Annotated in this window: 17 protein-coding genes and 3 pseudogenes; 11 read left to right on the top strand and 9 right to left on the bottom strand. The window is 69.1% G+C overall.

The genetic code is table 11. The annotated features are described in order from the left end of the window. Position 1 precedes the first annotated feature (1 nt). Positions 2-2,719, top strand: a complete 2,718-nt coding sequence (locus tag ABZ345_RS26905; protein ID WP_359854257.1) for a BTAD domain-containing putative transcriptional regulator — start codon at positions 2-4, stop codon at positions 2,717-2,719. On the opposite strand, the gene ABZ345_RS26900 is transcribed toward ABZ345_RS26905, so the two are convergent. Beyond that, positions 2,705-3,178 carry a hypothetical protein gene (locus ABZ345_RS26900; protein WP_359854254.1) on the bottom strand — a complete coding sequence of 158 codons (474 nt, stop codon included), beginning with the start codon at positions 3,176-3,178 and terminating at the stop codon, positions 2,705-2,707. The two genes, ABZ345_RS26905 and ABZ345_RS26900, sit on opposite strands and share 15 nt — an antisense overlap. Positions 3,179-3,230: 52 nt before the next feature. Then, the gene (locus ABZ345_RS26895; RefSeq protein WP_359854251.1) at positions 3,231-4,013 is read right to left on the bottom strand and encodes an SGNH/GDSL hydrolase family protein; all 783 of its coding nucleotides are present in this window, start codon (positions 4,011-4,013) and stop codon (positions 3,231-3,233) included. Positions 4,014-4,173: 160 nt separating this feature from the next. Between ABZ345_RS26895 and ABZ345_RS26890 the strand changes: the two genes are divergently transcribed. Beyond that, positions 4,174-4,572: a peptidase inhibitor family I36 protein gene (locus ABZ345_RS26890; protein ID WP_359854248.1), complete on the top strand. Its 399-nt coding sequence runs from the start codon at positions 4,174-4,176 to the stop codon at positions 4,570-4,572. Positions 4,573-4,575: 3 nt separating this feature from the next. On the opposite strand, the gene ABZ345_RS26885 is transcribed toward ABZ345_RS26890, so the two are convergent. After that, on the bottom strand, positions 4,576-6,039 hold the full coding sequence (locus tag ABZ345_RS26885) for a sigma-70 family RNA polymerase sigma factor (RefSeq protein WP_359854246.1): 1,464 nt from the start codon (positions 6,037-6,039) through the stop codon (positions 4,576-4,578). Between the two features lie 205 nt (positions 6,040-6,244). Here ABZ345_RS26885 and ABZ345_RS26880 point away from each other — a divergent pair. Further along, a pseudogene (locus tag ABZ345_RS26880) lies at positions 6,245-7,942 on the top strand (trehalase-like domain-containing protein); the annotation flags it as partial. Positions 7,943-7,953: 11 nt separating this feature from the next. Here ABZ345_RS26880 and ABZ345_RS26875 read toward each other — a convergent pair. The 3 genes from ABZ345_RS26875 to ABZ345_RS26865 form a co-directional block, all read right to left on the bottom strand. Further along, positions 7,954-8,700, bottom strand: a complete 747-nt coding sequence (locus ABZ345_RS26875; RefSeq protein ID WP_359854243.1) for a DUF899 family protein — start codon at positions 8,698-8,700, stop codon at positions 7,954-7,956. An 87-nt stretch (positions 8,701-8,787) separates the two neighbouring features. Next, positions 8,788-10,002, bottom strand: a complete 1,215-nt coding sequence (locus ABZ345_RS26870) for a HAMP domain-containing sensor histidine kinase (protein ID WP_359854241.1) — start codon at positions 10,000-10,002, stop codon at positions 8,788-8,790. Beyond that, positions 9,999-10,685, bottom strand: coding sequence for a response regulator transcription factor (locus ABZ345_RS26865; RefSeq protein ID WP_359854238.1), 687 nt, complete (start codon positions 10,683-10,685; stop codon positions 9,999-10,001). Before ABZ345_RS26865 ends, ABZ345_RS26870 begins: the two co-directional genes overlap by 4 nt. 133 nt (positions 10,686-10,818) lie before the next feature. Here ABZ345_RS26865 and ugpC point away from each other — a divergent pair, with 133 nt between their 5' ends. Genes ugpC through ABZ345_RS26845 form a run of 4 tightly spaced genes read left to right on the top strand, consistent with a single transcriptional unit; the run spans position 10,819 to position 15,497 of the window. Further along, positions 10,819-12,012: a sn-glycerol-3-phosphate ABC transporter ATP-binding protein UgpC gene (gene ugpC, locus ABZ345_RS26860; RefSeq protein ID WP_359854235.1), complete on the top strand. Its 1,194-nt coding sequence runs from the start codon at positions 10,819-10,821 to the stop codon at positions 12,010-12,012. 10 nt (positions 12,013-12,022) lie between these two features. Further along, positions 12,023-13,303, top strand: a complete 1,281-nt coding sequence (locus ABZ345_RS26855) for an ABC transporter substrate-binding protein (protein ID WP_359854233.1) — start codon at positions 12,023-12,025, stop codon at positions 13,301-13,303. Continuing rightward, positions 13,300-14,595 carry an ABC transporter permease subunit gene (locus ABZ345_RS26850; RefSeq protein ID WP_359854230.1) on the top strand — a complete coding sequence of 432 codons (1,296 nt, stop codon included), beginning with the start codon at positions 13,300-13,302 and terminating at the stop codon, positions 14,593-14,595. Before ABZ345_RS26855 ends, ABZ345_RS26850 begins: the two co-directional genes overlap by 4 nt. Continuing rightward, the gene (locus ABZ345_RS26845) at positions 14,592-15,497 is read left to right on the top strand and encodes a carbohydrate ABC transporter permease (protein WP_359854227.1); all 906 of its coding nucleotides are present in this window, start codon (positions 14,592-14,594) and stop codon (positions 15,495-15,497) included. The genes ABZ345_RS26850 and ABZ345_RS26845 overlap by 4 nt, the downstream gene beginning before the upstream one ends. 18 nt (positions 15,498-15,515) lie before the next feature. Here the strand turns inward: ABZ345_RS26845 and ABZ345_RS26840 are convergent, their stop codons facing one another. Both ABZ345_RS26840 and ABZ345_RS26835 read right to left on the bottom strand, forming a co-directional pair. Then, positions 15,516-15,878, bottom strand: a complete 363-nt coding sequence (locus ABZ345_RS26840) for a hypothetical protein (RefSeq protein WP_359854225.1) — start codon at positions 15,876-15,878, stop codon at positions 15,516-15,518. 30 nt (positions 15,879-15,908) lie between these two features. Beyond that, a complete protein-coding gene (locus tag ABZ345_RS26835; RefSeq protein WP_359854222.1) occupies positions 15,909-18,230 on the bottom strand; it encodes a helix-turn-helix domain-containing protein in 2,322 nt (773 codons plus the stop codon). Positions 18,231-18,399: 169 nt separating this feature from the next. Between ABZ345_RS26835 and ABZ345_RS26830 the strand changes: the two genes are divergently transcribed. The 4 genes and pseudogenes from ABZ345_RS26830 to ABZ345_RS26815 all read left to right on the top strand — a co-directional run bounded on the left by ABZ345_RS26830 (position 18,400) and on the right by ABZ345_RS26815 (position 22,062). Continuing rightward, on the top strand, positions 18,400-19,509 hold the full coding sequence (locus ABZ345_RS26830; RefSeq protein WP_359854219.1) for a glycosyltransferase 87 family protein: 1,110 nt from the start codon (positions 18,400-18,402) through the stop codon (positions 19,507-19,509). 300 nt (positions 19,510-19,809) lie between these two features. Further along, a pseudogene (locus ABZ345_RS26825) lies at positions 19,810-20,108 on the top strand (recombinase family protein); the annotation flags it as partial. Continuing rightward, positions 20,105-21,461, top strand: a pseudogene (gene tnpB, locus ABZ345_RS26820) (IS607 family element RNA-guided endonuclease TnpB). The pseudogenes ABZ345_RS26825 and tnpB, both read left to right, overlap by 4 nt. Positions 21,462-21,507: 46 nt before the next feature. Beyond that, positions 21,508-22,062, top strand: coding sequence for a helix-turn-helix transcriptional regulator (locus ABZ345_RS26815; protein WP_359854216.1), 555 nt, complete (start codon positions 21,508-21,510; stop codon positions 22,060-22,062). A gap of 12 nt (positions 22,063-22,074) precedes the next feature. Here ABZ345_RS26815 and ABZ345_RS26810 read toward each other — a convergent pair whose 3' ends face one another. Beyond that, positions 22,075-22,632, bottom strand: coding sequence for a TetR/AcrR family transcriptional regulator (locus tag ABZ345_RS26810; protein ID WP_359854213.1), 558 nt, complete (start codon positions 22,630-22,632; stop codon positions 22,075-22,077). Between the last annotated feature and the right edge of the window lie 14 nt (positions 22,633-22,646).

Here is a 22,646-nt window from a genome sequence, read left to right as displayed (position 1 = left end):
AGTGCGGTATCGGCTTCTTGGGCCACTGCAGATCTGGCGTGGGGGCGTCGAACTGCGGCTGGGCGGGCCCCGGCAACGGGCGCTGCTCGCGGCGTTGGCGTTGCACGTCAACGAAACTGTCAGCTTTGAACACTTGAGTGAAGCGGTGTGGGAATCTCCACCCGCGGCACCGGAGTCGAACATCCGCACCTACGTCGCGGCGCTGCGCAAGCTGGTGCTCGACGATCTGGTCACCGTCCCGGGTGGATATCGGCTGAAGGTGCCCGCGGACGAGGTCGACGTCAACGTCTTCGAGCAGCTTTGTTCGTCCGGCGACGACGCGCTGCGGCAGGGCGACCACCGGGCGGCGGTCTCCCTGTACGAGCGGGCGCTCGCGTTGTGGCGGGGTCCGGCGCTCGACGGCCTCACGGTCGGCGCGCGCCTGATCGCCGAGCTGACGCTGCTGCAGGAACGGCGGCTCACGGTCGCCGAGCAGCACGCGCGGCTGGCGATCGAACTGGGCCAGGGCGAGCGGCTGATCGCCGAGCTGCGCCGGTTGACCACGCAGTTCCCGCTGCGCGAACAGCTGTGGCTGCAGCTGATGCACGCGCTGCAACGGGCGGGCAGGCAGGCCGAGGCACTGCAGGCGTTCGAGGACGTGCGCGTGGTGCTGGCCGACCAGCTGGGCGCCGATCCAAGCTCTGACCTGCGCGAACTGCACGCGCGGCTGTTGCGCGGGGACGAGCCCAGACCAGCCCTGAACACGTTGCCGCGCGACGTCGCGGACTTCACCGGTCGTGCCACCGAGATGGAACGGCTGACCAGGGCCGTCACCGGGCGGTCGGCCGTGGTGATCTCCGCGATCGACGGCATGCCGGGCGTAGGCAAGACGACGCTGGCCATCCACCTGGCGCACCGGCTGGAGTATCCGGACGGACAGCTGTTCATCGACCTGCACGCGCACACCGCCGGCCGTGCGCCCGTTGAACCGACGGACGCGCTCGACGTGCTGCTGCGCGCGCTCGGCCTGGAGGAGATCCCGGTCGGCCTGGACGAGCGGGCCGCGTTGTGGCGGCTGGAGCTGTCGAGGCGCAAGCTGCTCGTGGTGCTCGACAACGCGGTGAGCGCGGATCAGGTCCGGCCGCTGCTGCCGGGCATGCCGGGGTCGTTGGTGCTGGTCACGTCACGCGCGCGGCTGGTCGAGCTGGAAGGCACCTCGACGCTGACGCTGGACGTGCTGTCCGAGGCGGAGGCGTTGCAGCTGTTCGCCACGATCGTCGGCGACGAGCGCGGCACGGATCCGTCCGCCCGCGAGGTCGTCGAACTGTGCGGCCGGCTGCCTCTGGCCGTCCGGCTCGCCGCGGGCCGGTTGCGATCGCGGCCCACCTGGACCACCGCTCACCTCGCGACGCGGTTGCGCGAAGGACGATTATCCGAACTGGACGCCGTCTTCGCGTTGTCGTTCGGCCAACTGCCCCTGGGCCACCAGCGGCTGTTCGCGCTGCTGGGCCTGCACCACGGCACGGACTTCGACGTCCACCAGGCCGCGGCGCTGGGCGAGCTCGACCTGCTGGAGTGCGACGGGATGCTCGAAGACCTCGTCGACGTGCATCTGCTCGAAGCGACGACGCTCGGCCGGTACCGGATGCACGACCTGTTGCGGCAGTACGCACAGTCCAAGGTGGACTCGTCGCGCGAGCCGCTGACCCGGTTGCTCGACCACTTCCTGGACACCGCGAACCAGGCGACGCGGCTGATGTCGCCCGCGGCCCGCAAGTACGAGGTCGACATCACCTACCGGCCGGAGTCACGGCTCGTGCTGCGCGACTACGACCACGCGGTGGAGTGGCTCGAGACCGAACGCCAGACGCTCGTTGCCGCGGTGGCGCTGTCTCTCGACGGTGACTGGCGCACACACACGTGGCAGCTCGCACGCGCGTTGACGTTCTTCTGCATGGTGCGCGGCCACACGCGTGACTGGGCGACGATCAACGAACTGGCACTGGAAGCCACGAAGGACAACGCTGCGGCGACCGCGATCACGACCAAGAACTACGCGATGGTGTTCTGGCAGACCGCCCGCTACTCCGAGGCGATCTACTACAACGAACGCGCGATCGAGCTGCTGCGCGAGCAGGGCGACCTGCAGGGCGTGGCGGGCACGCTGAACAACCTCTCGCTGGTCTACCGGACGCTGGAACGCCACGCCGAGGCCGCTGAGCTGCTCGAACAGGCGATCACGGTCGCCCGTCAGCTCGGCGACCGGCACCTGGAGTCGCAGGCGATGAGCAACGTCAGCAACATCTACAGCGCTCTGGGCCGCTACGACGAGGCGTTGGAAGCGTGCAACGGCGCTCTGGCGTTGATGCGCGAGATGGGCAGCCGCCGCGACGAGGCCGACACGCAGAGCGCGCTCGGCATGATCCTGCACGCCATGGGCCGGCACGACGAAGCACTCGTCGAGCTGAGGTCCGCTCTCGCCGCGGTCCGCGCGATCGGTGACGTGACGACCGAGACCGTGGTGCTGAACTACCTGGGCGTGGTGCTCACCGCGGCCGGACGTCCCGCCGAGGCCGTCGTGCCGTTGCGCGAGGCGTTGGAGCTGGCCGAACGGATCGACGACCGGCGCGAGGCCGCGAACGCGCACAAGCACCTGGCGCGCGCGGTCGCGGACCCGGCCGAGGCGGCACGGCACGAGAAAGAGGCTGCCGAGAGGTTCGCCGCTCTAGGCACCGACTGACCGCGGTCCGGGCCTGCCACCGGGCAGCACCGCGCCGCGCGGCAGGCCGTCCCGCAGCAACGGCAACAGCTTGGGGTGCTTGCTCATCAGTACCGCGGCCGTGCCGTTGCGCTGCTGGATGCCGCGGCAGAAGTGGGGCGACAGCGGCACTCCCAGGTACGCCTGGGCGCGCGGCCCGTAGACGACCCGGTCTCCGAGCCCGCACCACGCGCCGGCGATCGCCTTGCCGTCCACCCAGAGGTAGCCCTCCACGTACACCGCGCCCTGGAGCCGGCCGGCCTCGCTGAAGGCGACGCTGAACGTGACCTGCGGCGCCAGGCGGGTCTCGGCGTCGGCGGAGAACCACCGGCCGACGTCGAGCACCAGCCCTTCCACGCTCGCGTGCGCCCACTCGGAGTCGTCCACGAGCGTGCGGAACGGCGCCTCAAGCTCGGCGAGAGCCGCCGTGAGCTCCTCCACCCGCTCATGGTGCGTCGTGCCCGCCGAATCTGCTGACCGACGTGGAATAACGTCACCGGACGAGTGGCAGATACGCCTTCTTGATCGCCGTGTAGCCCTCGGTGGTGGGGTGGATGTCCCCTGCCGTGCACGTCGTCGTCCACTGGCAGATGCGCGCCACGGCCAGTGGGAGTCCGTCCACGATCGTGGTCAGGTCCGTCGTGGCGAACGCGCCCTCGACGTCGGCGACCTTGACCCTGCTCGACTGGTAAGCGCTTTCGACGACGTCGTTGATCGCCTGCGTGACCGGAATGGACTGGCGGGCGAACTCCTGCCCGTCCGGACCGGTCAGCCACGCCGCGAGGAACGGGTCGTACAGCGTCATGCCGACGATGGTGGCCTTGGGTGCGGCTTTGCGGAGTTTCGCGGTGATGTGCTTGAGGTTCGCGTCGATCGTCGCGGTCGCCTGCTGGATGCACGCGGGGTCGATGCCCTGCATCCCGCACGGCGCGATGTCGTTGCCCGCCACCGTGATCGTGATGAGCTGGACCTTGTTGTGCTTGATGAACTTCAGCGCGGCGTCGAGCTGGTTCCCCTCGGGGTACGCGCACGTGCCGCCGTCGCGCATGGTCGTGGTGGTTTCGCCGTCACAGGCCAGGTTCGTGAGCTGGAGGTTCGGCAGCTTCCTCGCCAGCTGCGCGACGTACCCCTGGTTCGGCGTGACCGGCACCGCCTGCCGCCCGGTCGCGATCGAGTCGCCCAACGCCAGGAAGTGCTGCTTGTCGTGTGCCTGCGCCGGAACCGCCGTGACGAGTGAGAGCGCGATCGCGGCCGCTGTGGCGAGTAGTCGAGTCATGTCCCCAGCACGCCGGGATCCGCGCTCGCGTTCATTCGAGACGCGTCTCAACTCCACGTCATCTTGTGGAGGTGAGTTGTGGAGGTTGTCGCTGTTGTGTTCCACCCCGCTCTCGAACAATCGGCCCAGCAACCATTCCGCTGTTCGTTGGAGGGGGAAGATGAAGAAGATCACGATGCTGGCGGGTGCGCTGGCCATGGCCGCGTCCGCACTGCTGCCCGCGACCGCTCACGCGGCGGTGGCGCGCAACGGAGTCTGCGAGCCGGGGGAGTTCTGCCTCTACTTCTACGGCGGCCTCAGGGGTTCGCTGTCGGACTTCGACACGCGCATCCCGGGTTACGGGCCCTCGCAGCCGAGCTGCTACGAGTTCAAGAGCGACGCCGACGGCCGGTACGGGTGCGTCTGGCACAACGCGATGTCCGCGTGGAACCGCACCTCGCACCGGGTCACCGTCCACAAGATCATCAACTACCGCGGCGGGTACGACGAGTTCGCGCCCGGTCAGTCAGGTGACCTGGTCAACACGCTCAACATGAACGAGTCGCACCAGTTCCACTGATGCTCAGCTGATCGTGACGGAGATGGTCACCTGCACCGATCCCGCGGTGCCGGTGATCGTCCCGTCACCCGCCTTCGGCCCGGCCTGCAGCCGGGCCTTGAACGTGATCTTCTGACCCGGCGCCAGCGTCTGGCCACCGGTGCACGTGATGGTGCCCTTGCCCGCGGGACAGCCGACAGCGCCCTCCGGCACCTTCCCCGCCCCGACCGTCTTGATCTTGTCGGGCAGGTTCAGCGTCAACGGCGGCACCGTGGTGGGTGCCGTGCCGGTGTTGGTGATGTCGACGGTCATCTCGTCGGGCGGACCGTTGGTGGTCATGGCGATGTTGCTCGGTGCGCTTCCGGACAGCTGCGGAGTCCCCGCCGCACCGCCCTGGGTGGTCGTCGTGGCAGCGGGTCCGTTCGCCGCACTCGTCCCGGGGGCCGGAATCGCCGAACCGGCGGTGGTTCCGGAGGGCACGACGCCCGAGGACGGCGTGGAGCCGGACGACCCGACCGGTGACTGCCCGGTCGTCGTGGTGATCGTCGTGATCACCGGTGCGGCGCCGGGAGTGGTGGGCGAGTTGTCCGACGTGACGACACCGGACCCGGCCACGACCACGACTGCTGCGGCCGAGGCGGCCACACCGAGCCACGACGTCGCGCTGAGGGACACCGCGGCACCCTTGGTCGCCGCCGCGGCCAGGTAGCCGGCGGTGCCCGTGCCGAGCACGATGGGCGCGACGAGACCGCGCAGCGCGCCGTTGACGTCGGACAGTTCGCTGGCGAGCTTGCGGCACTCGGCGCAGTCGTCCATGTGCGCGTCGAGCTGGACGGCCTCGCGTCCCTTGAGCCCGCCCCGCGTCCACGCGCCGAGCTTGGTCACGGTCGCGCGGCACCGTTCCGCCGGCTCCTGGGCGACGTGCGCCTGCAGGAACGCCTTGCGCAACCCTTCGCGCGCACGGAACGCCATCGCGGAGACGCCGTTCGCGGTGAGTCCCAGCAGCGGCGCGATCTCGCCGGGCGACTGGCCCTCGATCGCGGTGTGCCACAGCACCGTCTGCCAGCGTTCGGGCAACGACGCGAACGCCGTGGCCGCCATCGCCTGGTCGAGGTCCTCGACGGCCTTGTCGCGGAACGGCACGCTCGTCACCCGCACGGCACCGGGAACTTCCTCGATGTCGCCGGCGAGCTCGACCCGCTTCTCCTTGCGCGTCCGGTCATACGCCGCGTGCCGCACGGCCGTCAGCAGGTACGGCCGGAACGCCGCGCCGGGCCCGCCGCCGGAGCGCAACGCGGCGAGGACCTTGGCGAACGCGTCCGACACCAGGTCGTCCGCGTCCGAGGAGGACATGGACAGCTGCATCGCCAGCAGGTTCGCGGCACGCACGTGGCGTTCGTAGAGCTTGCCGTAAGCCTCGACCTTGCCGTCGCGGACGGCGTCTATCAGGTCGGCGTCCGACGGCGGTCGCTCACGCTGCCCGATCAAAGAGTGCCGCCTTACGTCATGCCAGGACTGATACGCGGACCCTATCGAGATGACTCAACACGAACAATCCACGCATCCGAACCTGATGCAATAAAAGATGTTTAGGGCCGCGCTAAGTCTTGACCAAGTGGGGTCCGATGGCCCTTGCAGTGTTCTTACTTTCCCTGACGTGACGGACTTCCTGACCGCGCTGCCGGTGCGCCTGGCCGTGCCCATCGAACGGCACAGCCTGCTCTCCGACCGCCGTGCCCTCGCCCTGGTCACGCCGGATGCGGACGTGACGTGGCTGTGCCACCCCTCGCCGGACTCGCCCGCGTTGTTCGCCGCGCTGCTCGGCGGTAGCGGGCATTTCTCCGTCCGGCCGCAGAAGGAGCAGCTTCCGCTGGGCCAACGGTACGTACCGGGCACGATGACGGTCCAGACCCGCTGGACGGGTCTGCAGGTCACCGACCATCTGGCCGCAAGCCTGGTGCGAACGGTCGAAGGCAGGGTGCCTGCGGTCGTGGAGTTCGCGCCACGCCCCGATTTCGGCCGAATGCCGGTACATCTCGAGAGGACCGCGGACGGTCTGCGCGTGGCCGGCACGTCGATCGTGTTGCGTTCCCCCGGCGTGGAATGGGAGATCGCCGACGGCACCGCGACCGCTGTGATCACCCCGCCTTTCGTCATCGAACTGCAACTCGGCGCACCGTCCGAAGAGGACACTGATTGGCCCGATTGGTCGTTCTCGTTGCACCTTCCGGCGGTGCAACGAGAACTGGTGCGAAGATCCGCACTTACGTTGCGTGCTTTGTGTCATCGCGACACCGGCGCCGTGCTCGCCGCCGCCACGACCTCGCTGCCCGAGCAGATCGGCGGCGTCCGCAACTGGGACTACCGCTACTGCTGGCTGCGCGACGCGGCCTTGACCGTGCAAGCGCTGGTGTCACTGGGTTCCACGGGGGAGGCCGAAGCGTTCCTCGGCTGGCTCCGCGACGTCCTCGCCACCGTGCCCGGCCCGGAACACCTCAGCCCGCTCTACACGGTTCACGGCACCACGCTCGGCCCGGAGCAGGTGATCGACAGCCTGCCTGGCTACGCGGGTTCCGGACCCGTGCGCGTCGGCAACCTCGCCGACCACCAGGTGCAGCTCGACGTGTTCGGCCCGATCGCCGATCTCGTCCACGACCTGGCACTGGCCCGCGGCTCGTTGTCCGACCGCGACTGGGAGGTGGTGAGGGCCATGGTCGAGGCCGTGGTTGCCCGTTGGAACGAGCCGGACCACGGCATCTGGGAGGAACGCCACGTGCAGCGCCATCGCGTCTACTCCCGCGTGATGTGCTGGCAGACCCTGGACCGCGCCATCGCCCTGGCGGACCGGTTCGGCCGCTCGCTCGGCGCCGGCTGGCCCGCACTGCGCGACGAGATCGCCGCCGAGGTGCTTCAGCGCGGCTGGAACCCCGATGTCGGCGCGTTCACCACGGCGTACGACGGCACGGATCTCGACGCCGCCTCCCTGCACGTGGGCCTGTCGGGTCTCCTCGACCCGTCCGACGACCGTTTTCGCGCCACGGTCGTCGCGGTCGAGGAGACCCTGCGCAGCGGCCCGACCGTCTACCGCTACCTGCGCGACGACGGCCTGCCCGGCGACGAGGGCGGCTTCCACCTCTGCACGGCGTGGCTGATCGAGGCCTACCTGCGGGTAGGCCGTCGCGCCGACGCCGAGGAGCTGTTCGACAGCTTCGTCCGGCTGGCCGGGCCGACCGGACTGCTGTCCGAGGAGTACGACCCGGTCGCCGAACGATCGCTGGGCAACCACCCGCAGGCCTACTCCCACCTAGGCCTGATCCGGTGCGCCCGATTGTTGTCAGACCTGCCTGAGATGATTGGGATGGGAGCCCGCGACCCCCAGGCGGGGGGCTAGTCGGTATCGATTCAGTGGCAATGTCCGTCCCGGCCGAGCGTCTCCTCAGGCGTCACGCCGGGCCGGGTCCACTGCGGCGTCGGACGCCCGGTCGGCCCCCAGGTCGAGTTGCCCTCGGAGTCCGTCCGCCAGAACCACCCCGCATCTCGCCCGGCAGGCCACCCCTCGGGCATGGACTCCCACTTCTCACCACGCCCGTAAGGCGTCATGTCGAGCAGGTTCAGCGACCCGTTGATCCGCTCGGTCCCGCGCCCGGTCGTCCGGTAGGTGAGGAACACCCGCTCGCCGTCCCGCAGGAAGCACGCGAGGTACCCCATGTCGCCGCCGATCGGCGCGGGCACGTCCCGCACCGAGTACCAGGGCTGCGTGTAGCCCATGAACTCGACGAACGGCGCCACCTCGTCCCAGGCGCCGACGGTCAGGATCGCGAACGAGACGCCGCGTGCGTGCAGGTAGGCCGCGTTCGTCAGGTGCCAGGGCACGTGGGTGCAGCCCTCGCACTGGCCCTGGTGCGGCGCCCCGTCCCACCACATGTGCTGGTAGACCACGAGCTCGTCGCGGCCCTCGAACAACTCCAGGAACGGCACCGGCCCGGCGGGACCGACGACCAGGGCCTTCCCGTCGACCTCGACCATCGGCAACCGCCTGCGCGCCGCAGCGATGGCGTCTCCCTCGCGCGTGTGGGCCTTCTCGCGAACCAGCAGCTCATCCCGTGCGGCCTCCCAGGCCGGGAAGTCGACGATGGGTGGGCGTGTCATGGCGTCCTCCAAGACTTGTCTGCAGCGCTTACACAGCCACGTCGTAGCCGCGAACGCCATTTCGACATCAGGAACGCCGCTTCGACATCAGGGATGACCTCGCCACAACCTCCACGCCCGCGGGCTGGCCGGCGAGTGGTGGCTGTTCGCCTCCCCGAACCGCAGCCGCACCCGTGCCCCGCCCAGCCGTCCGCGTTCCAGGTGGATCGTGCCGCCGGTGGCCTCCGCGGCGGCACGGGCGATGTCCAGCCCGAGTCCGGTCGACCCGACGCCGCTGCTCCCGCGGTGCAGCGCCGAGGACGGGTCCGCGACACCGGTCCCGCCGTCCTCGACCACGAGCGTCACCCACCCGGCGTGCCGCACCACCGACACCCCGACCGGTGCGGCGGCGGGAGTGTGGCGGAAGACGTTCTCCAGCAACGCATCCACCACGGCCGCGAGAGCATCGGGCGCCAGCGGCACCCACGCAGGTTCGCCGACATCGACCTCGAGCATCCGCCCCTGGTCGCAGGCGTGCGCGGACCAGAACGCCATCCGCGCCTCCACGACCGACGCCACGTCACAGGTGCCTTCCGGCTCGCCCTCCTCAGGCTGCAGGGCCTGGATGATCCGGTCCACGTCGTGCCCCAGCGTGATGACCGCACTGCGAATCCGTTCGGCGACAGGCCCGGAGCCCACCGCGTCGGCGTCCAACCTCAACGCCGCCAACGGGGTCCGCAACCGGTGCGACACGTCCGCGATCATCTCCCGCTCCTTCGCCATCAGCAGCGAGGTGCGCTCCGTCGCCGCGTTGATCGAGGAAGCCAGCGCCTCCAGCTCACGAGGCCCGCTCAGCCGCACCCGCCGGCCCGTCGACGAAGCCAGCACCCGCAACGCGCTCAGCACCGGCGTGAAAGGCCGATGTCCCACCCACACCGCCACTCCCAGCGCCACGGCGGCGATGCCGAGCACCAGGAACACCGCCCCGAACGGAAACGGCACCGTGGCGGGCACGACCGAAACCACAGCCCCACCAACAGAAGCGACCGGCGTCCCACCGCCGACCCCCAGCCGGGTCCCGTCCGCCAGAACGACGGACATCCGCCCCTCGGCCCCGGCGGAGGTGCGCGCGATCGTCCCCCGGACGTCATCGGCGTTCGACGACACCGCGAGCACAGCGGCGACAACGGCCGCATCGCGCTGATCAGCCGACTCGGAGACGGCAGCAGCGCCCGAGAACAGCAGAAACCCAGCGGTGGCGAGGAAAACCACCGTCACCACCCCTGCGGCGACCAGCAGCGCGCGGGTGATGACCGATCTCATTCCGGCGCCGCCAGCTTGAACCCCACACCCCGGACGGTGTGCAGATAACGGGGATGCGCCGCGGTTTCGCCCAGCTTGCGCCGCAACCACGACGCGTGGACGTCGATCGTCTTGTCGTCACCGACGTACGGATGCCCCCACACCGCCTGAATGAGCTCCCGCCGCGAGATCACCCGCCCCGGCCGTTGCGCCAGGTAAGCCAGCAGGTCGAACTCCCGCCTGCTCAACGCGAGCGCGCAGTCGCCGAGCGTGGCCACCCGCTGGGCGAGATCGACGGACAGCTCACCGAGCACCACGACCTCCGACGCGGCAACCGAAGAACCACCCGTTCGCCGCAGCAACGCGTTGATCCGCGCGGCCAGGTGCTCGGACGAGAACGGCTTCACGATGTAGTCGTCCGCACCGGCGTTCAACGTGCTCACGACCGAGTTCTCCGCACCCCGGGCGGTCGCCACGATGACCGGCACGTTGCTCACCCCGCGCAGCATCCGCAACGCCGCGACCCCGTCCAGATCCGGCAGTCCGAGATCCAGTATCACCAGGTCGAGCTCGGATGTGCCCGCCTCGCGCAACGCGGCCACGGCGGTGCCGACGGCCTGCACGACATGCCCGAGGTCGGTCAGCGCGTGAACCAGCGCCGCCTGCACCACCGGGTCGTCCTCGACCACCAGCACCTTCGACATACACGCAGCGTAAGCAGCGAACGCCTCGTTTGGGAGAGAAGTCGCGAGCTTATCGAGATCGTGTTTCGTCCTTAAATCTCCCTTAGGGCGGGCGGCCCTACGGTCTGCATTCACACCGAACCAGGGAGTTCACGTGGCAGAAGTCGTTCTGACGGGTCTGGGCAAGGCGTACGGCGACGGCACCCGCGCCGTCACCGACCTCAACCTCGAGATCCGCGACGGTGAGTTCCTGGTGCTCGTGGGCCCGTCGGGGTGCGGCAAGACGACGGCGCTGCGGATGATCGCCGGCCTCGAGCAGATCACCGAGGGCACCATCCACATCGGCGAGCAGGTCGTCAACGACGTGCCGTCCCGTGACCGCGACGTGGCGATGGTGTTTCAGTCGTACGCGCTCTACCCGCACCTGAACGTGTACGACAACATCGCCTTCGGCCTCACGCTGCGCAAGCTCCACAAGAAGGAGATCGACCACCGGGTCCGCGAGGTCGCCGAGGTCCTCGAACTGACCGAGCACCTCGACCGCAAGCCTCGCAACCTCTCCGGCGGTCAACGCCAGCGCGTCGCGATGGGCCGGGCGATCGTGCGGGCGCCCCAGGCGTTCCTGATGGACGAGCCACTGTCCAATCTGGACGCAAAGCTGCGCGTGCAGATGCGCGCGCAGATCGCCCGCATCCAGCGCGAGATCGGCGTGACGACCGTCTACGTGACGCACGACCAGACCGAGGCCATGACCCTCGGCGACCGGGTCGCGGTGATGAGACGCGGTGTGCTGCAACAGGTCGGGCCACCGCAGGAGCTCTACGACCGCCCGGTGAACCTGTTCGTCGCCGGGTTCATCGGCTCGCCGGGCATGAACCTCGTCTCCGCGCGGCTGGACCAGAGCGACAGCCGGTACTGGGTCTCACTCAACTCCGACGCCCTGCTGCTGCCTGAGTCCGTGCTGCGGCAACGGCCCGCGCTGAGGCAGTACGTCGGCCGCGAGGTCGTGGTCGGCATCCGGCCGGAGGACATGGAGGACACCGCGCTGGCCGACGCCCGCGAAGGCCAGATCCTGCACTCGGTCGCCGACCTGGTCGAGGCGATGGGCTCGGACGTCCTCGTGCACTTCCCGGTCGACGTCCCGCCCGTCGTCACCGACGACACCCGCGAGCTGGCGCGCGACGCCGGCACCGACGACCTGCCCAAGACCGGCGGCAAGGGAACCGTCCTGGTCGGACGGTTCAGCCCCCGCACCCGCATCTACGAAGGACAACCCGTCGCCGCCTGGGTGGACACGTCCCGGCTGCACTTCTTCGACCCGGCCTCCGGGTCCTCGATCTGGAAATAGAGGAGCTTCAATGCGGAAGCAGTGGATCGTGCTGGTCGCAGTCGCCTTCGCAGGCGCGTGCTCGGGAGGTGCCGCGGAAAGCAGTTCGGAGGACCTCAAGGGCCAGACCGTGGAGGTCGTCGGCCCGTGGACCGGTGACGAGCAGAAGAACTTCGAGAAGGTGCTGGAGGCGTTCAAGACCAAGACGGGCGCCGACGTCAGGTACACACCCGCCGGCGACGAGCTGCCGACCGTGCTGCAGACAAGAATCTCGGGCGGCACACCACCGAACGTCGCCCTGATCGCCCAGCCCGGTCTCGTCGCCCAGTTCGCCAAGGCCGGTGCTCTCAAGCCGGTCAACGCCGAGGTCGACAAGGCGGTGACCGAGCACAACGCGGCCGTGTGGAAGAAGTTCGCCAGCGTCGAGGGCAAGCTGTACGGCTTCACCTTCAAGACTGCCAACAAGTCGGCGTTCTGGTACAGCGAGAAGGCTTTCCAGCAGGTCGGTGCCGCGCCGCCCGCCACGTGGGACGACCTGGTCAAGACCAGCAAGGCGATCGCGGAGACGGGGCTCGCGGCGGTGTCTGTCGGCGGCGCGGACGGCTGGACGCTCACCGACTGGTTCGAGAACGTCTACCTGCGCACCGCAGGCCCGGACAACTACGACAAGCTCGCGAAGCACGAGATTCCGTGGACCGACCCGACGGTCCGCAAGGCGTTGGAGGAACTGGCGAAGCTGTGGGGCGACCCGACACTGGTCGGCGGTGGCGCGCTGCAGACCGAGTTCCCCAAGTCCGTGATCAACGTGTTCGGTGAGCCGCCGTCGGCCGCGATGGTGTTCGAGGCGGACTTCGTGGCGAGCGTGATCTCCACCAACACCAAGGCGAAGGTCGGTCAGGACGCCAAGTTCTTCCCGTTCCCGTCGGTCGCGGGCAGCAAGGACGCGGTCGTGGCCGGTGGTGACATGGCCGTGCAGTTCAAGGACGACAAGGCGACCACCGAGCTGATGAAGTTCCTGGCGTCGCCGGAGTCGGGCGAGATCTGGGCCAAGCTCGGCGGTTTCCTGTCGCCCAACAAGGACATCGAGGAGTCGGCGTACCCCGACGACGTCACGCAGGACCTGGCGAAGCGGATCGTGGACGCGGGCGACAACGTGCGGTTCGACATGTCCGACCTGGCGCCGGCCGCGTTCGGTGGCACGAAGGGCGCGGGGGAGTGGAAGGACCTGCAGGACTTCCTCGCCGACCCGAAGAACGTCGACGGCATCATGGCGCGCCTGGAAGCCAACGCCGCCAAGGCTTACGGCAAATGAGGGTGAAGACGAGCGTGGACGCCGCGCCGGGGCGCTCGCCCCGGCAGGCGATCCCGTTCCTGCTGCCCGCGCTGGTCGTGCTCGCGGCCCTCGTGCTGTACCCGCTGGTGTTCTCGCTGATCCGCAGCTTCTTCGACGCCGGCGGTGACGAGTTCGTCGGCCTGCGCAACTACGTCGACACGTTCACCGACCCGCGGACGCTGACCGCGTTCCGCAACAACGTGATCTGGGTGGTGGTCGCCCCGGCGGCCGTCACCGGCATCGGCCTCGTCCTCGCCGTGCTCACCGAACGCATCCGCTGGGCCACCGCGTTCCGGCTGGTGCTGTTCATGCCGATGGCCATCTCGCTGTTCGCGTCGGGCATCGTCTTCCGGCTCGTGTACCAGGAGGAGCCGAACCAGGGCGTGGTGAACGCGGTCATGGTCGGCGTGCACGACATGTTCAGCCCGTCCTCGCAGTACGCCGGGGCGCGGCCGCGAACCGGTTACACCGCAACGGACGCGGGCTTCGTCGGCAACGCTCCGGCGCAGGCGGGCGAGACGATCATGGTGCCGCTGGTGGGTTTCAACCCCCAGCAGGTGCCGTCGCAGGCACTCCCGGCGTCTCAACCCACCGCGGGGACCGGAGAACTGCGCGGTGTGGTGTGGCTGGACGTGTCGGTCAACGGCAACGCGGGCAAGATCGACCCGATCGAGCGCGGACTGCCGGGTGTGCAACTGGAAGCCGTGCGGGACGGGCAGGTCGTGGCGCGCACGACCACCGGTGACGACGGCAGGTTCACGTTCCCCGACCTCGCGAGGGGTGAAGTCGTGGTGCGTCTGCCGTCGTCGAATTTCGCGCTGCCGTTCCGCGGCCTGACGTGGCTGGGCTCGACGCTGATCACGCCGGTGATCATCTCGTCCTGGATCTGGATCATGACCGGGTTCGCGATCACGTTCATCGCCGCCGGGTTGTCCGCGATTCCCCGTGACGCCCTGGAAGCCGCGCGGGTCGACGGCGCGACGGAGTGGCAGGTGTTCCGCCGCGTCACGATTCCGCTGCTCTCGCCGGTGCTGCTGGTGGTCTTCGTGACGCTGGTGATCAACGTGCTGAAGATCTTCGAGCTGGTCTTCGTCATCGCGCCGGGCTCCGTGCAGTCCGAGGCGAACGTGCTGGCGTTGCAGATGTGGCAGGTCTCGTTCGGCACGGGCGGCGACCAGGGCGCGGGCAGCGCGCTGGCCGTGATCCTGTTCCTGCTGGTCGCCCCGGCGATGCTGTTCAACATCCGCAGATTCCGACGGGAGCGGTCGTGACCCTGGTAGCCGAAGAGGTCCGCATCGAGGTACCGGTGTCCGGCGCCCCCAAGCGCGGCGTGCTGACTCGCGTCTTCGGGCGGCTGGGCAACGGTTTCGTGCAGCTGGTGCTGGCTCTGGTCGCGTTGTTCTGGCTGGTACCGGTGTTCGGCCTGCTGATCGCGTCGTTGCGCGACGAGTCGGCCAACACCGCGAGCGGCTGGTGGACGGTGTTCACCAAGCCCGCCGAGCTGACCCTGGACAACTACGCCGACCTCGTCGCGAACCACGCCGTGTGGCAGTCGTTCCTCAACACCTTCTACATCGCCGTCCCCGCAACGATTCTGGTCGTCGTGATGGCCTCGCTGGCGTCGTACGCGTTGGCGTGGATCGAGTTCCCGGGCCGTGAAACGCTGACCGTGGTCGTCGTCGGCTTGCTGGTCATGCCGATCCAGATCGCGCTGATCCCGGTGGCGAAGCTGTTCGGCACGTTGGGGCTGTTCGGCACGATCACCGGCGTGGTGCTGTTCCACGTCGCGTTCGGGCTGCCGTTCGCCATCTTCCTGCTGCGCAACTTCTTCACCGGCATCCCGCGAGACCTGATCGAGGCCGCCCGCATGGACGGCGCCACCGAGTGGGTGATCTTCAAACGGGTCGTGCTGCCGGTGGCCAAGCCGGCGATCGCCTCGCTGACGATCTTCCAGTTCCTGTGGGTGTGGAACGACATGCTGGTGGCCCTGGTCTTCGCGGACCAGGACTCGGCGCCGATCACCGTGGCGCTGCGGGCCCAGCTGCGGCAGTTCGGCACCAACATCGACATGCTGGCCACCGGCGCGTTCCTGTCGATGATCGTGCCGCTGGCGGTGTTCCTGGTGTTCCAGAAGTACTTCGTGCAGGGCGTCCTGGCCGGATCGACGAAGTGAAGACCGGTTGCCGCCCTGTCAGGCAGGTGGCTGGAGCCGGGCGGCGAGCTGCCGCAGCTCGCGGCCGACGTCGACGCCGAGCAGACGAAGCTTGCGCTCCGCCTGGTCCCGCGTCGTCTGGTCGAAGAGCCGCTCGTAACGGGGGAGCAGCACCCACATCTCGACGCTCGCGTCGAGCCGGTTCTTCTCCTGGAGCTTCCACAACCCGTACGACGGCTTCGGATCCGCCACCAGCCGACGGGCGGCTTCCACCGCCCCGTGGTCGGCCAGCATCATCCGGAAGATCTTCGGGTCGTACCCGAGCCGGGCGAGTTCGGCCACGCCTCGGTGCATGTCGCCGCTGAATTGCCGTGCCAGCTCTTCGCGCGTCTCCTCTGCCATGCCGGTGCATCGCGTGGCCGCGGCTCCGCGTTAGTGCGTCAGAGCGCTCGCCAGCTTCGCCGCCGTCCCCCGCACCGCCGGCGTGTCATACCGATCGCACTCCGCCAGTGCCCGCACCCGCAGCTCCCGAGCCTCCCCACCGTCCCCAGCCGCCTCCGCGAGTTCCGCCAGCCGAGCCATGATCTCGATCCGGTGATCGGACAGCCGAGCCTCGTCCAACGCCGACAGCAGCTGATCCTTGGCCTCGTCGAGCCGTCCGGCGTCCATCAGCACCAGCCCGCGGTTGTGCCGCACCCGAGCAACCCCGGCGGTGGTTCCGTGCTCGAGGAACAACGTCTCCGCCTCGTCCAGCAGCTCCAGCGACGCCAGCACCTCCCCGGCGGCCGCGAGGCTGGTGGCCAGCCGGATGAGCAGCATCGACAGCAGCCCCTCGTCGCCCCCGGCCTTGCGGTGTTGTTGCACGCTGCGTTGCTGCACCTCGATCGCCTCGTCCACCGAGCCGACGGTGCCCAGCATCAGCCCGAGCAGCGACAGGGCCAGGTTCTCGCCGATCAGGTACCCGGCCTGCTCGAACAGCTCGACGGACCGCCGTCCCAGCCACACGGCCTTCTCCGGCTCACCGACGCGGCGGCGGATCGCCGAGCCGTAGTACCAGGTCCACGCCTCCGTCACGGTGTCGTCGACGAGGACCGCCGCCGCCTGCTCGTGTACGTGCAGCGCGTCGTGGGGGAGGCCGCACAGCGCGTAGAGCGCCCACGAGAGGTAGTTCAGCTGTTCTGCGGTGTCACGTGAGTTGCCCAACGCCTGCGCGGCGGCGGCACCTGCCGTGAAGACCTCACGCCACAGTTCGCCTACGCCGTGCATGTCCGAGTACCAGTGCATCGCCTTGGCCAGCGCGAGAACCTGCTCGTGCTCGCCCAACGCCACCGCTGACTGCAGCGCGCCGCGCCAGTTCTCGAGCTCCGCGGCCAGCCAACGGCCGGCGGACTCCCGGTCGGCCGCGGGATGGTCCTGGTCGAACGTGCGCGCCGCCTCGGTGGCGGTGGCGAGCAACCAGTGCCGCAGCCGTGAGCCGACCTCCTCGACCACAGCGGGACTGTCGTCCAGTTCCAGCCGTTCGATGGCGTACACACGCAGCAGGTCGTGCAGCGTGTACCGGCCATCGGTCTCGCTGATGCCCAACAGGCTCGCGTCGGCGAGTTCGTCCAGCGCTTCCTCGGACGACGACGTGAGCACCGCGGCCAACTCCGCCGAAGCAGACGTGCCGGGTACCAGCGAAAGTCTGCGGAACAGCGTGGCCGCGCCAGGGCTCAGCTGCTGGTACGACATCTCGAACGCCGCCCGCACCTGCAGATCGCCCGCCCGCAGCACGGACAGCCGGCGCCGCTCGTCCTCCAACTGCTCGGCGAGGTGCGCGATCGTCCACTGTGGCCTGCCGGCGAGCCGGTTGCCCGCGATCAGCAACGCGAGCGGCATGCCCCCGCACAACGCCGCGACCCGCTCGGCCGCTGCCGCCTCGGCCGTGACACGGTCCTCGCCCGCGACGAGACGCAGCAACACCACGGAGATGTCCAGCGGCAGCAGGCCCACCGCCAGCCGGTGCCGCGCGTCCAGTCCGGTCAGGGTGTTGCGGCTCGTCACGAGCACGAGCGTGCCGGGACTGGACGCGAGCAGCGGCCGCACCTGAGCCTCGTTCACCGCGTTGTCCAGCACGAGCAGCACCGAGCGCTCACGCAGCAAAGACTGGTACAGCGACAACTTGTCGTCCGCGTCGGCAGGGATCTGGCGTTCGTCCACTCCGAACGATCTCAGCAGGCGATGCGCGGCCTTACCGGGAGACAGCGGGTCGGAGTCCATACCGCGCAGGTCGAGGAACACGCACCCGTCCGCGAACCGCGAGCCCAGACGGTGCCCGGCATCGACGGCGAGCGCGGTCTTGCCGGCGCCGGGCGCGCCGTGGACCACCGCGATCTGCAGCCGGGACGCCTTTGCCGCGTCAGACGCGAAGCCGTTCAGCTGCGCCCTCTCGGCTTCCCGTCCGGTGAGTTCGAGAAGAACGGGTGGCAGCGAGCCGGTCACGACGACCGGGCCTGGGACCTCGGGCTTTTCCTCCGCCGCGGACATTCGGCCGGCGCGGGCGAGCACGGTGAATTCCGCGGCTTCATCGCCTTCCAGGTCGAGTCCGTCGATCAGCAGCTGCACGGTCCGGAGCTGCGGTGTCAGCGTGCGGCCGCGTTCCATGTCACTGATGGCGCGCATGCTCAGCCCCGTGCGTTCCGCCAGTTCTTCCTGTGTCAGCGGAATGCGCGAGCGGTAGAAGCGCAAGAAGTCCCCGAAAGCAGATGTCCCCACGACGAGTAGACGCCGGACGACAGGCGATGTTGCCAGGAAGATGACTTCTGCCGGAAGTTCTTCCGGTTGTTCAGCAAGGTGGCCAGGCGAAGGTCTGGATAATTTCGAAACGGTGTCGCTCCTTTCAACAATGCGGAATGCACCTGAAGTTCCGCACAGATTGCTTCGTATGGCGGAAGGCGCGCGCGCCCGTCAGGCCGCCGGTGTCCTCTGGGTGGCGGCTGTGATCTGGCTGCTGGCCGAATGGTCCGGTCACTACCCGATCGACCTCGACGTGTACCGCCTCGGTGGCCTCGCCTGGCTGGATGGCACCTCGCTGTACGTCGGTTTCACCGGCCCGCCGATCGACCCGGACCTCCCGTTCACCTACCCGCCGATCGCCGCCGTGTTGTTCAGCGGGCTGAGCGCGGTGCCGCAGGCGTTGCAGAACCCGATCGTTGTCGCGGCGGGCTTCCTCGCCCTCACAGCGGTGTGCGTGGCGGTGGCGGGCAAGGTGCGTCCCGGTCTGCGCTGGAGCGCCGGACCGGTCGCGGCGATCGGCGCGCTGACGCTCGACCCGGTGTGGATGACGTTCGGCTACGGCCAGGTCAACCTCTTCCTGCTGACCATGGTCGTGGTCGACTGCCTGCTGGTGAAGGACCCTCGCTGGCGTGGCGTTCTCGTCGGCATCGCGGCGGCGATCAAGCTGACGCCCGCGATCTTCGTGCTCTACTTCCTCGTCAAACGCGAGTGGCGCGCCGCGATCACGTCCATGGTCACGTTCGCGGGACTGGTTCTGCTGGGCTTCCTCGTCGCGTGGAAGGACTCCGCGCAGTACTGGTTCCACTCGCTGCTGAACCCGGACCGGATCGGCGACATCTCGCTGTCGACGAACCAGTCGCTCAAGGGCCTGGTCCGGGACCTGGGTCTCCAGCAGGGCACCGAAACGCTGCTGTGGGCGGTGCTCGCCGCCGCCGTCGTGGCCGCCGCGGTGGTCGTGGCCCGGCAGGCGCGCGACGACCTCGTCGCGCTGTTCGCCATCGCGGCCGCCGGGCTGCTGGCCTCGCCGGTGTCCTGGGTGCACCACTGGGTGTGGTGCGTGCCGGTCCTCGTGTACCTCGCCGTGCGGGGCAACGCGTGGCCTGCGTTCGCCGCCGTGTTCCTGGTGTTCGTGACGCGGCTGCACGAGTTCGACACCTTCGTCTGGCTGACGATTGTTGTCCTCGCCGTGCTCGCCGTACGCCCTGTTCTCCGATCGGCCGTGGCGGGTCCGCCGGTGGCGGTGACCGGACAGAGTTGATGTTCCGTTCCAGCCGCCCTGCCGATGAGCAGAGTCCCGGCAGGGGGTGAGGAGCTGTTCGGCGGTTTGTGAGCATGTGTGATCGAACGTGTGTTCCGATGAGTGGGTGAAGCTGGCTGAGTGGGCACGGTCGTTCGGGGTATACCCCAGACCGCGTACCGGTGGTTCTGGGAGACCGGATGCTCGTACCCCGCTCGTCGGTTGCCGTCCGGGACGATCATCGTCGATCTGCCGGGCAACCCGGAGGGCCGCGTCGTTGTGTATGTCAGGGGTGTCCTCGCATGACCAGTGTCAGCCACGAACGGGCGACGCGCCGAGCTGGCCCGGCTGCTGCGTGATCCCGAGGTCCAGACGATCGTGGTGGAGCACCGGGACCGGCTGGCCCGGTTCGGTGTCGAGCACCTGACGGCCGCGCTCGCCGCGACCGGACGCCGATAGTGGTGGTCGACACCTCGGAGAGCACCGACGATCTGGTGCGGGACATGGTCGAGGTGCTGACCAGCATGTGCGCCCGCCTGCACGGGCGGCGTGGCGCACGCAACCGCGCTATGCGGGCGGTCACCGCGACCAGGCACGACCCCGGCGAGGCTGCCGGATGAGCACAGTGCTTCAGGCGTACCAGTTCGCCCTGGACCCCACCCCCGGACAGGGCGACGTGCTGCGGTCGCACTGCGGTGGGCAGCGCTACGCCTACAACTGGGGTTTGGCGCTGGTGAAGGCGAACCTGGCGCAACGTAACGCGGAACGCTCCTACGACCTCGCGGACGATCAGCTCACGCCGCCTGTGTCGTGGTCGGCCTACAGCCTGCGCAAGACCTGGAACCAGACCAAGGACGAGATCGCCCCGTGGTGGACCGAGAACTCCAAGGAAGCCTATTCGTCTGGCGTCGCGAACCTGGCGACCGCGCTGGGCAACTGGGCGGACTCCAAGCGTGGCAAGCGCCTAAGTGGCAGGCTCGGGTTCCCCAGGTTCAAGGGCAAGCGGTCCAGCCTGTCGTGCCGGTTCACCACTGGCGCGTTCGGCCTTGCCGGCGACCGCCGACATGTGAAGCTGCCCCGGATCGGTCTGGTGCGCACGCACGAGTCGACCCGGAAGCTGGCCCGGCATGTCGAGCGCGGCACGGCCCGCATCCGCTCGGCCACCGTCTCGCATCGGCGTGGCCGCTGGTTCGTGTCGTTGTCCGTGGAGATCACCCGCGATGATCCCGCGCCCACACGGTCTGAGAGCGCGGTGGGTGTCGATCTGGGCGTGAAGTCCCTGGCCGTGCTGTCGACCGGCGAGACCATCACGAACCCGCGACACCTGGAGACCGTCCTGCGGGAGCTGCGGCGCCTGCAACGCCAGGCCGCGCGCCGTGTCAGCCCGGATCGGCGCACCCGCCGGCGACCATCCGCCCGGTGGCGCAAGACCCAGGCCCGCATCGTGAGGCTGCACACCGCTGTCACGAACGCCCGCCGGGACGGGCTGCACAAGCTCACTACCCGGCTGGTGCGTATCCACGGTGGTGATCGAAGATCTCAACGTGGCGGGCATGACCCGAAACCGCCGGTTGGCCCGGCACATCGCTGGCGTCGGCATGGCCGAGCTGCGCCGTCAGATCGAGTACAAGGCGAGCTGGTCGGGTGTGCGTGTGCATGTCGCCGACCGGTGGTATCCCAGTTCCAAGACGTGTTCGGGCTGTGGTGCGGTGAAAGCCAAGCTGCGCCTGTCCGAACGTGTGTACTGCTGCGAAGCGTGTGGTCTGGTCCTGGACCGGGATCTCAACGCCGCGCGTAACCTCGCCTCGCTCGTGCGATGCGAGACGTCCTCCCCGAGTTGCGGGGCGACGGTAAACGAGCCCGCTGGAAACCCACGTAAGACCTGCACCGCGCGGGCAACGGGTACCGCCACGGGAAGACCCGCACCGACTGGTGTGGGTCAAAGCCGACGCGGCGACGCGTCGGCTGCCTGAACACAGTGGACTCACGTTCACTCACACTCAGGTAACGGAGGAACACGTGACGAGCCGGTTCAGCGAGCTGTTGCGTCAGCTGCGGTTGCGCGGGGGAATGACGCAGGAGCAGCTGGAAGAACACTCCGGCGTGTCGGTGCGCACCATCCGCAGGCTCGAGACCGCGGACCACGCCAACGCCGGCGTGGCGACGGTGAAGCGCCTGGCCGACGCGCTGAGGTTGTCGCCGGAGGAACGCGACGGACTGCTGGCGGCCGCGATCGGGGTGCCCGCGGCCACCGCACCGGTGCCGCGCCACCGGGCGAGTTCGTCGGCAGGCAAGGCGAACTGGCCGCGCTGGACAAGGCCGTGGGCTCGGTGTCGGCGACCACGCCCAGGCCGTCGACCACTACCGGCGGGCCCTGGCCCTGTTCGCGACCTCGGCTACACCTACGAGGCCGCCGGAACGCTGGAACGACTCGGGCACCCGCACCTCGCGCTGGGACAGCACGACGAAGCCGTCGCCGTGTGGGAAGAAGCGCTGGCGATCTACCAGTCCCAGCAACGCACGGCCGATGCCCAGCGCGTTCAGGACATCGTGGACTCGCTGCCTCATCGCTGACGACAGCGGGTGTCAGTCGGCCCCGAAGAGCATCGCCGCCACCCGGCGCGCCAGTTCCTCCGGATCGTCGCCGGCGTCCAGGTTCCCGGTGTTCCACAACGTCGCGAACCCGTGCACGATCGACCACGCCGCCACGCCCGCCGTCCGCTGGTCGCCGGTCCGCTGCTCGCCGAGCGCCTCGACGCCACCCGCCAGCGCCGCACCGGCCCGGTCCCGCGCGTCGGCCAGGTTCGGGTCGTCGATGTGGTGCAGGTCCGGCCGGAACATCACCTCGAAATGCGCGCGGTGCCGCAGGGCGAAGCGCACGTAGGTCACGCCGAGCTCGACGAACGAGTCCGTCTGCTCACGGGTCGAGATGAGGGCGTCGGCCAGCAGCGCGAAGCCCTCGGCGGCCAGGGCCGTGAGCAGACCGGCCTTGTCCTTGAAGTGGTGCACGGGACCCGCGTGCGAGACGCCGACCCGGCGGGCCAGGTCGCGCAGGCTCACCCCGGCGGCGCCGTGCTCGGTGATCGCGTCGACGGCGGCGGCGAGGACGGCCCGGCGCAGGTCGCCGTGGTGATAGGGAGGCACCAGCGCATCTTACC

Origin of the sequence: Lentzea sp. NPDC005914 (assembly GCF_040629405.1) — a bacterium.
In the GTDB taxonomy this organism is placed as follows: domain Bacteria; phylum Actinomycetota; class Actinomycetes; order Mycobacteriales; family Pseudonocardiaceae; genus Lentzea.
Note: the sequence above shows the minus strand (reverse complement) of the source record. Positions and strands in the feature narration are given on the sequence as shown.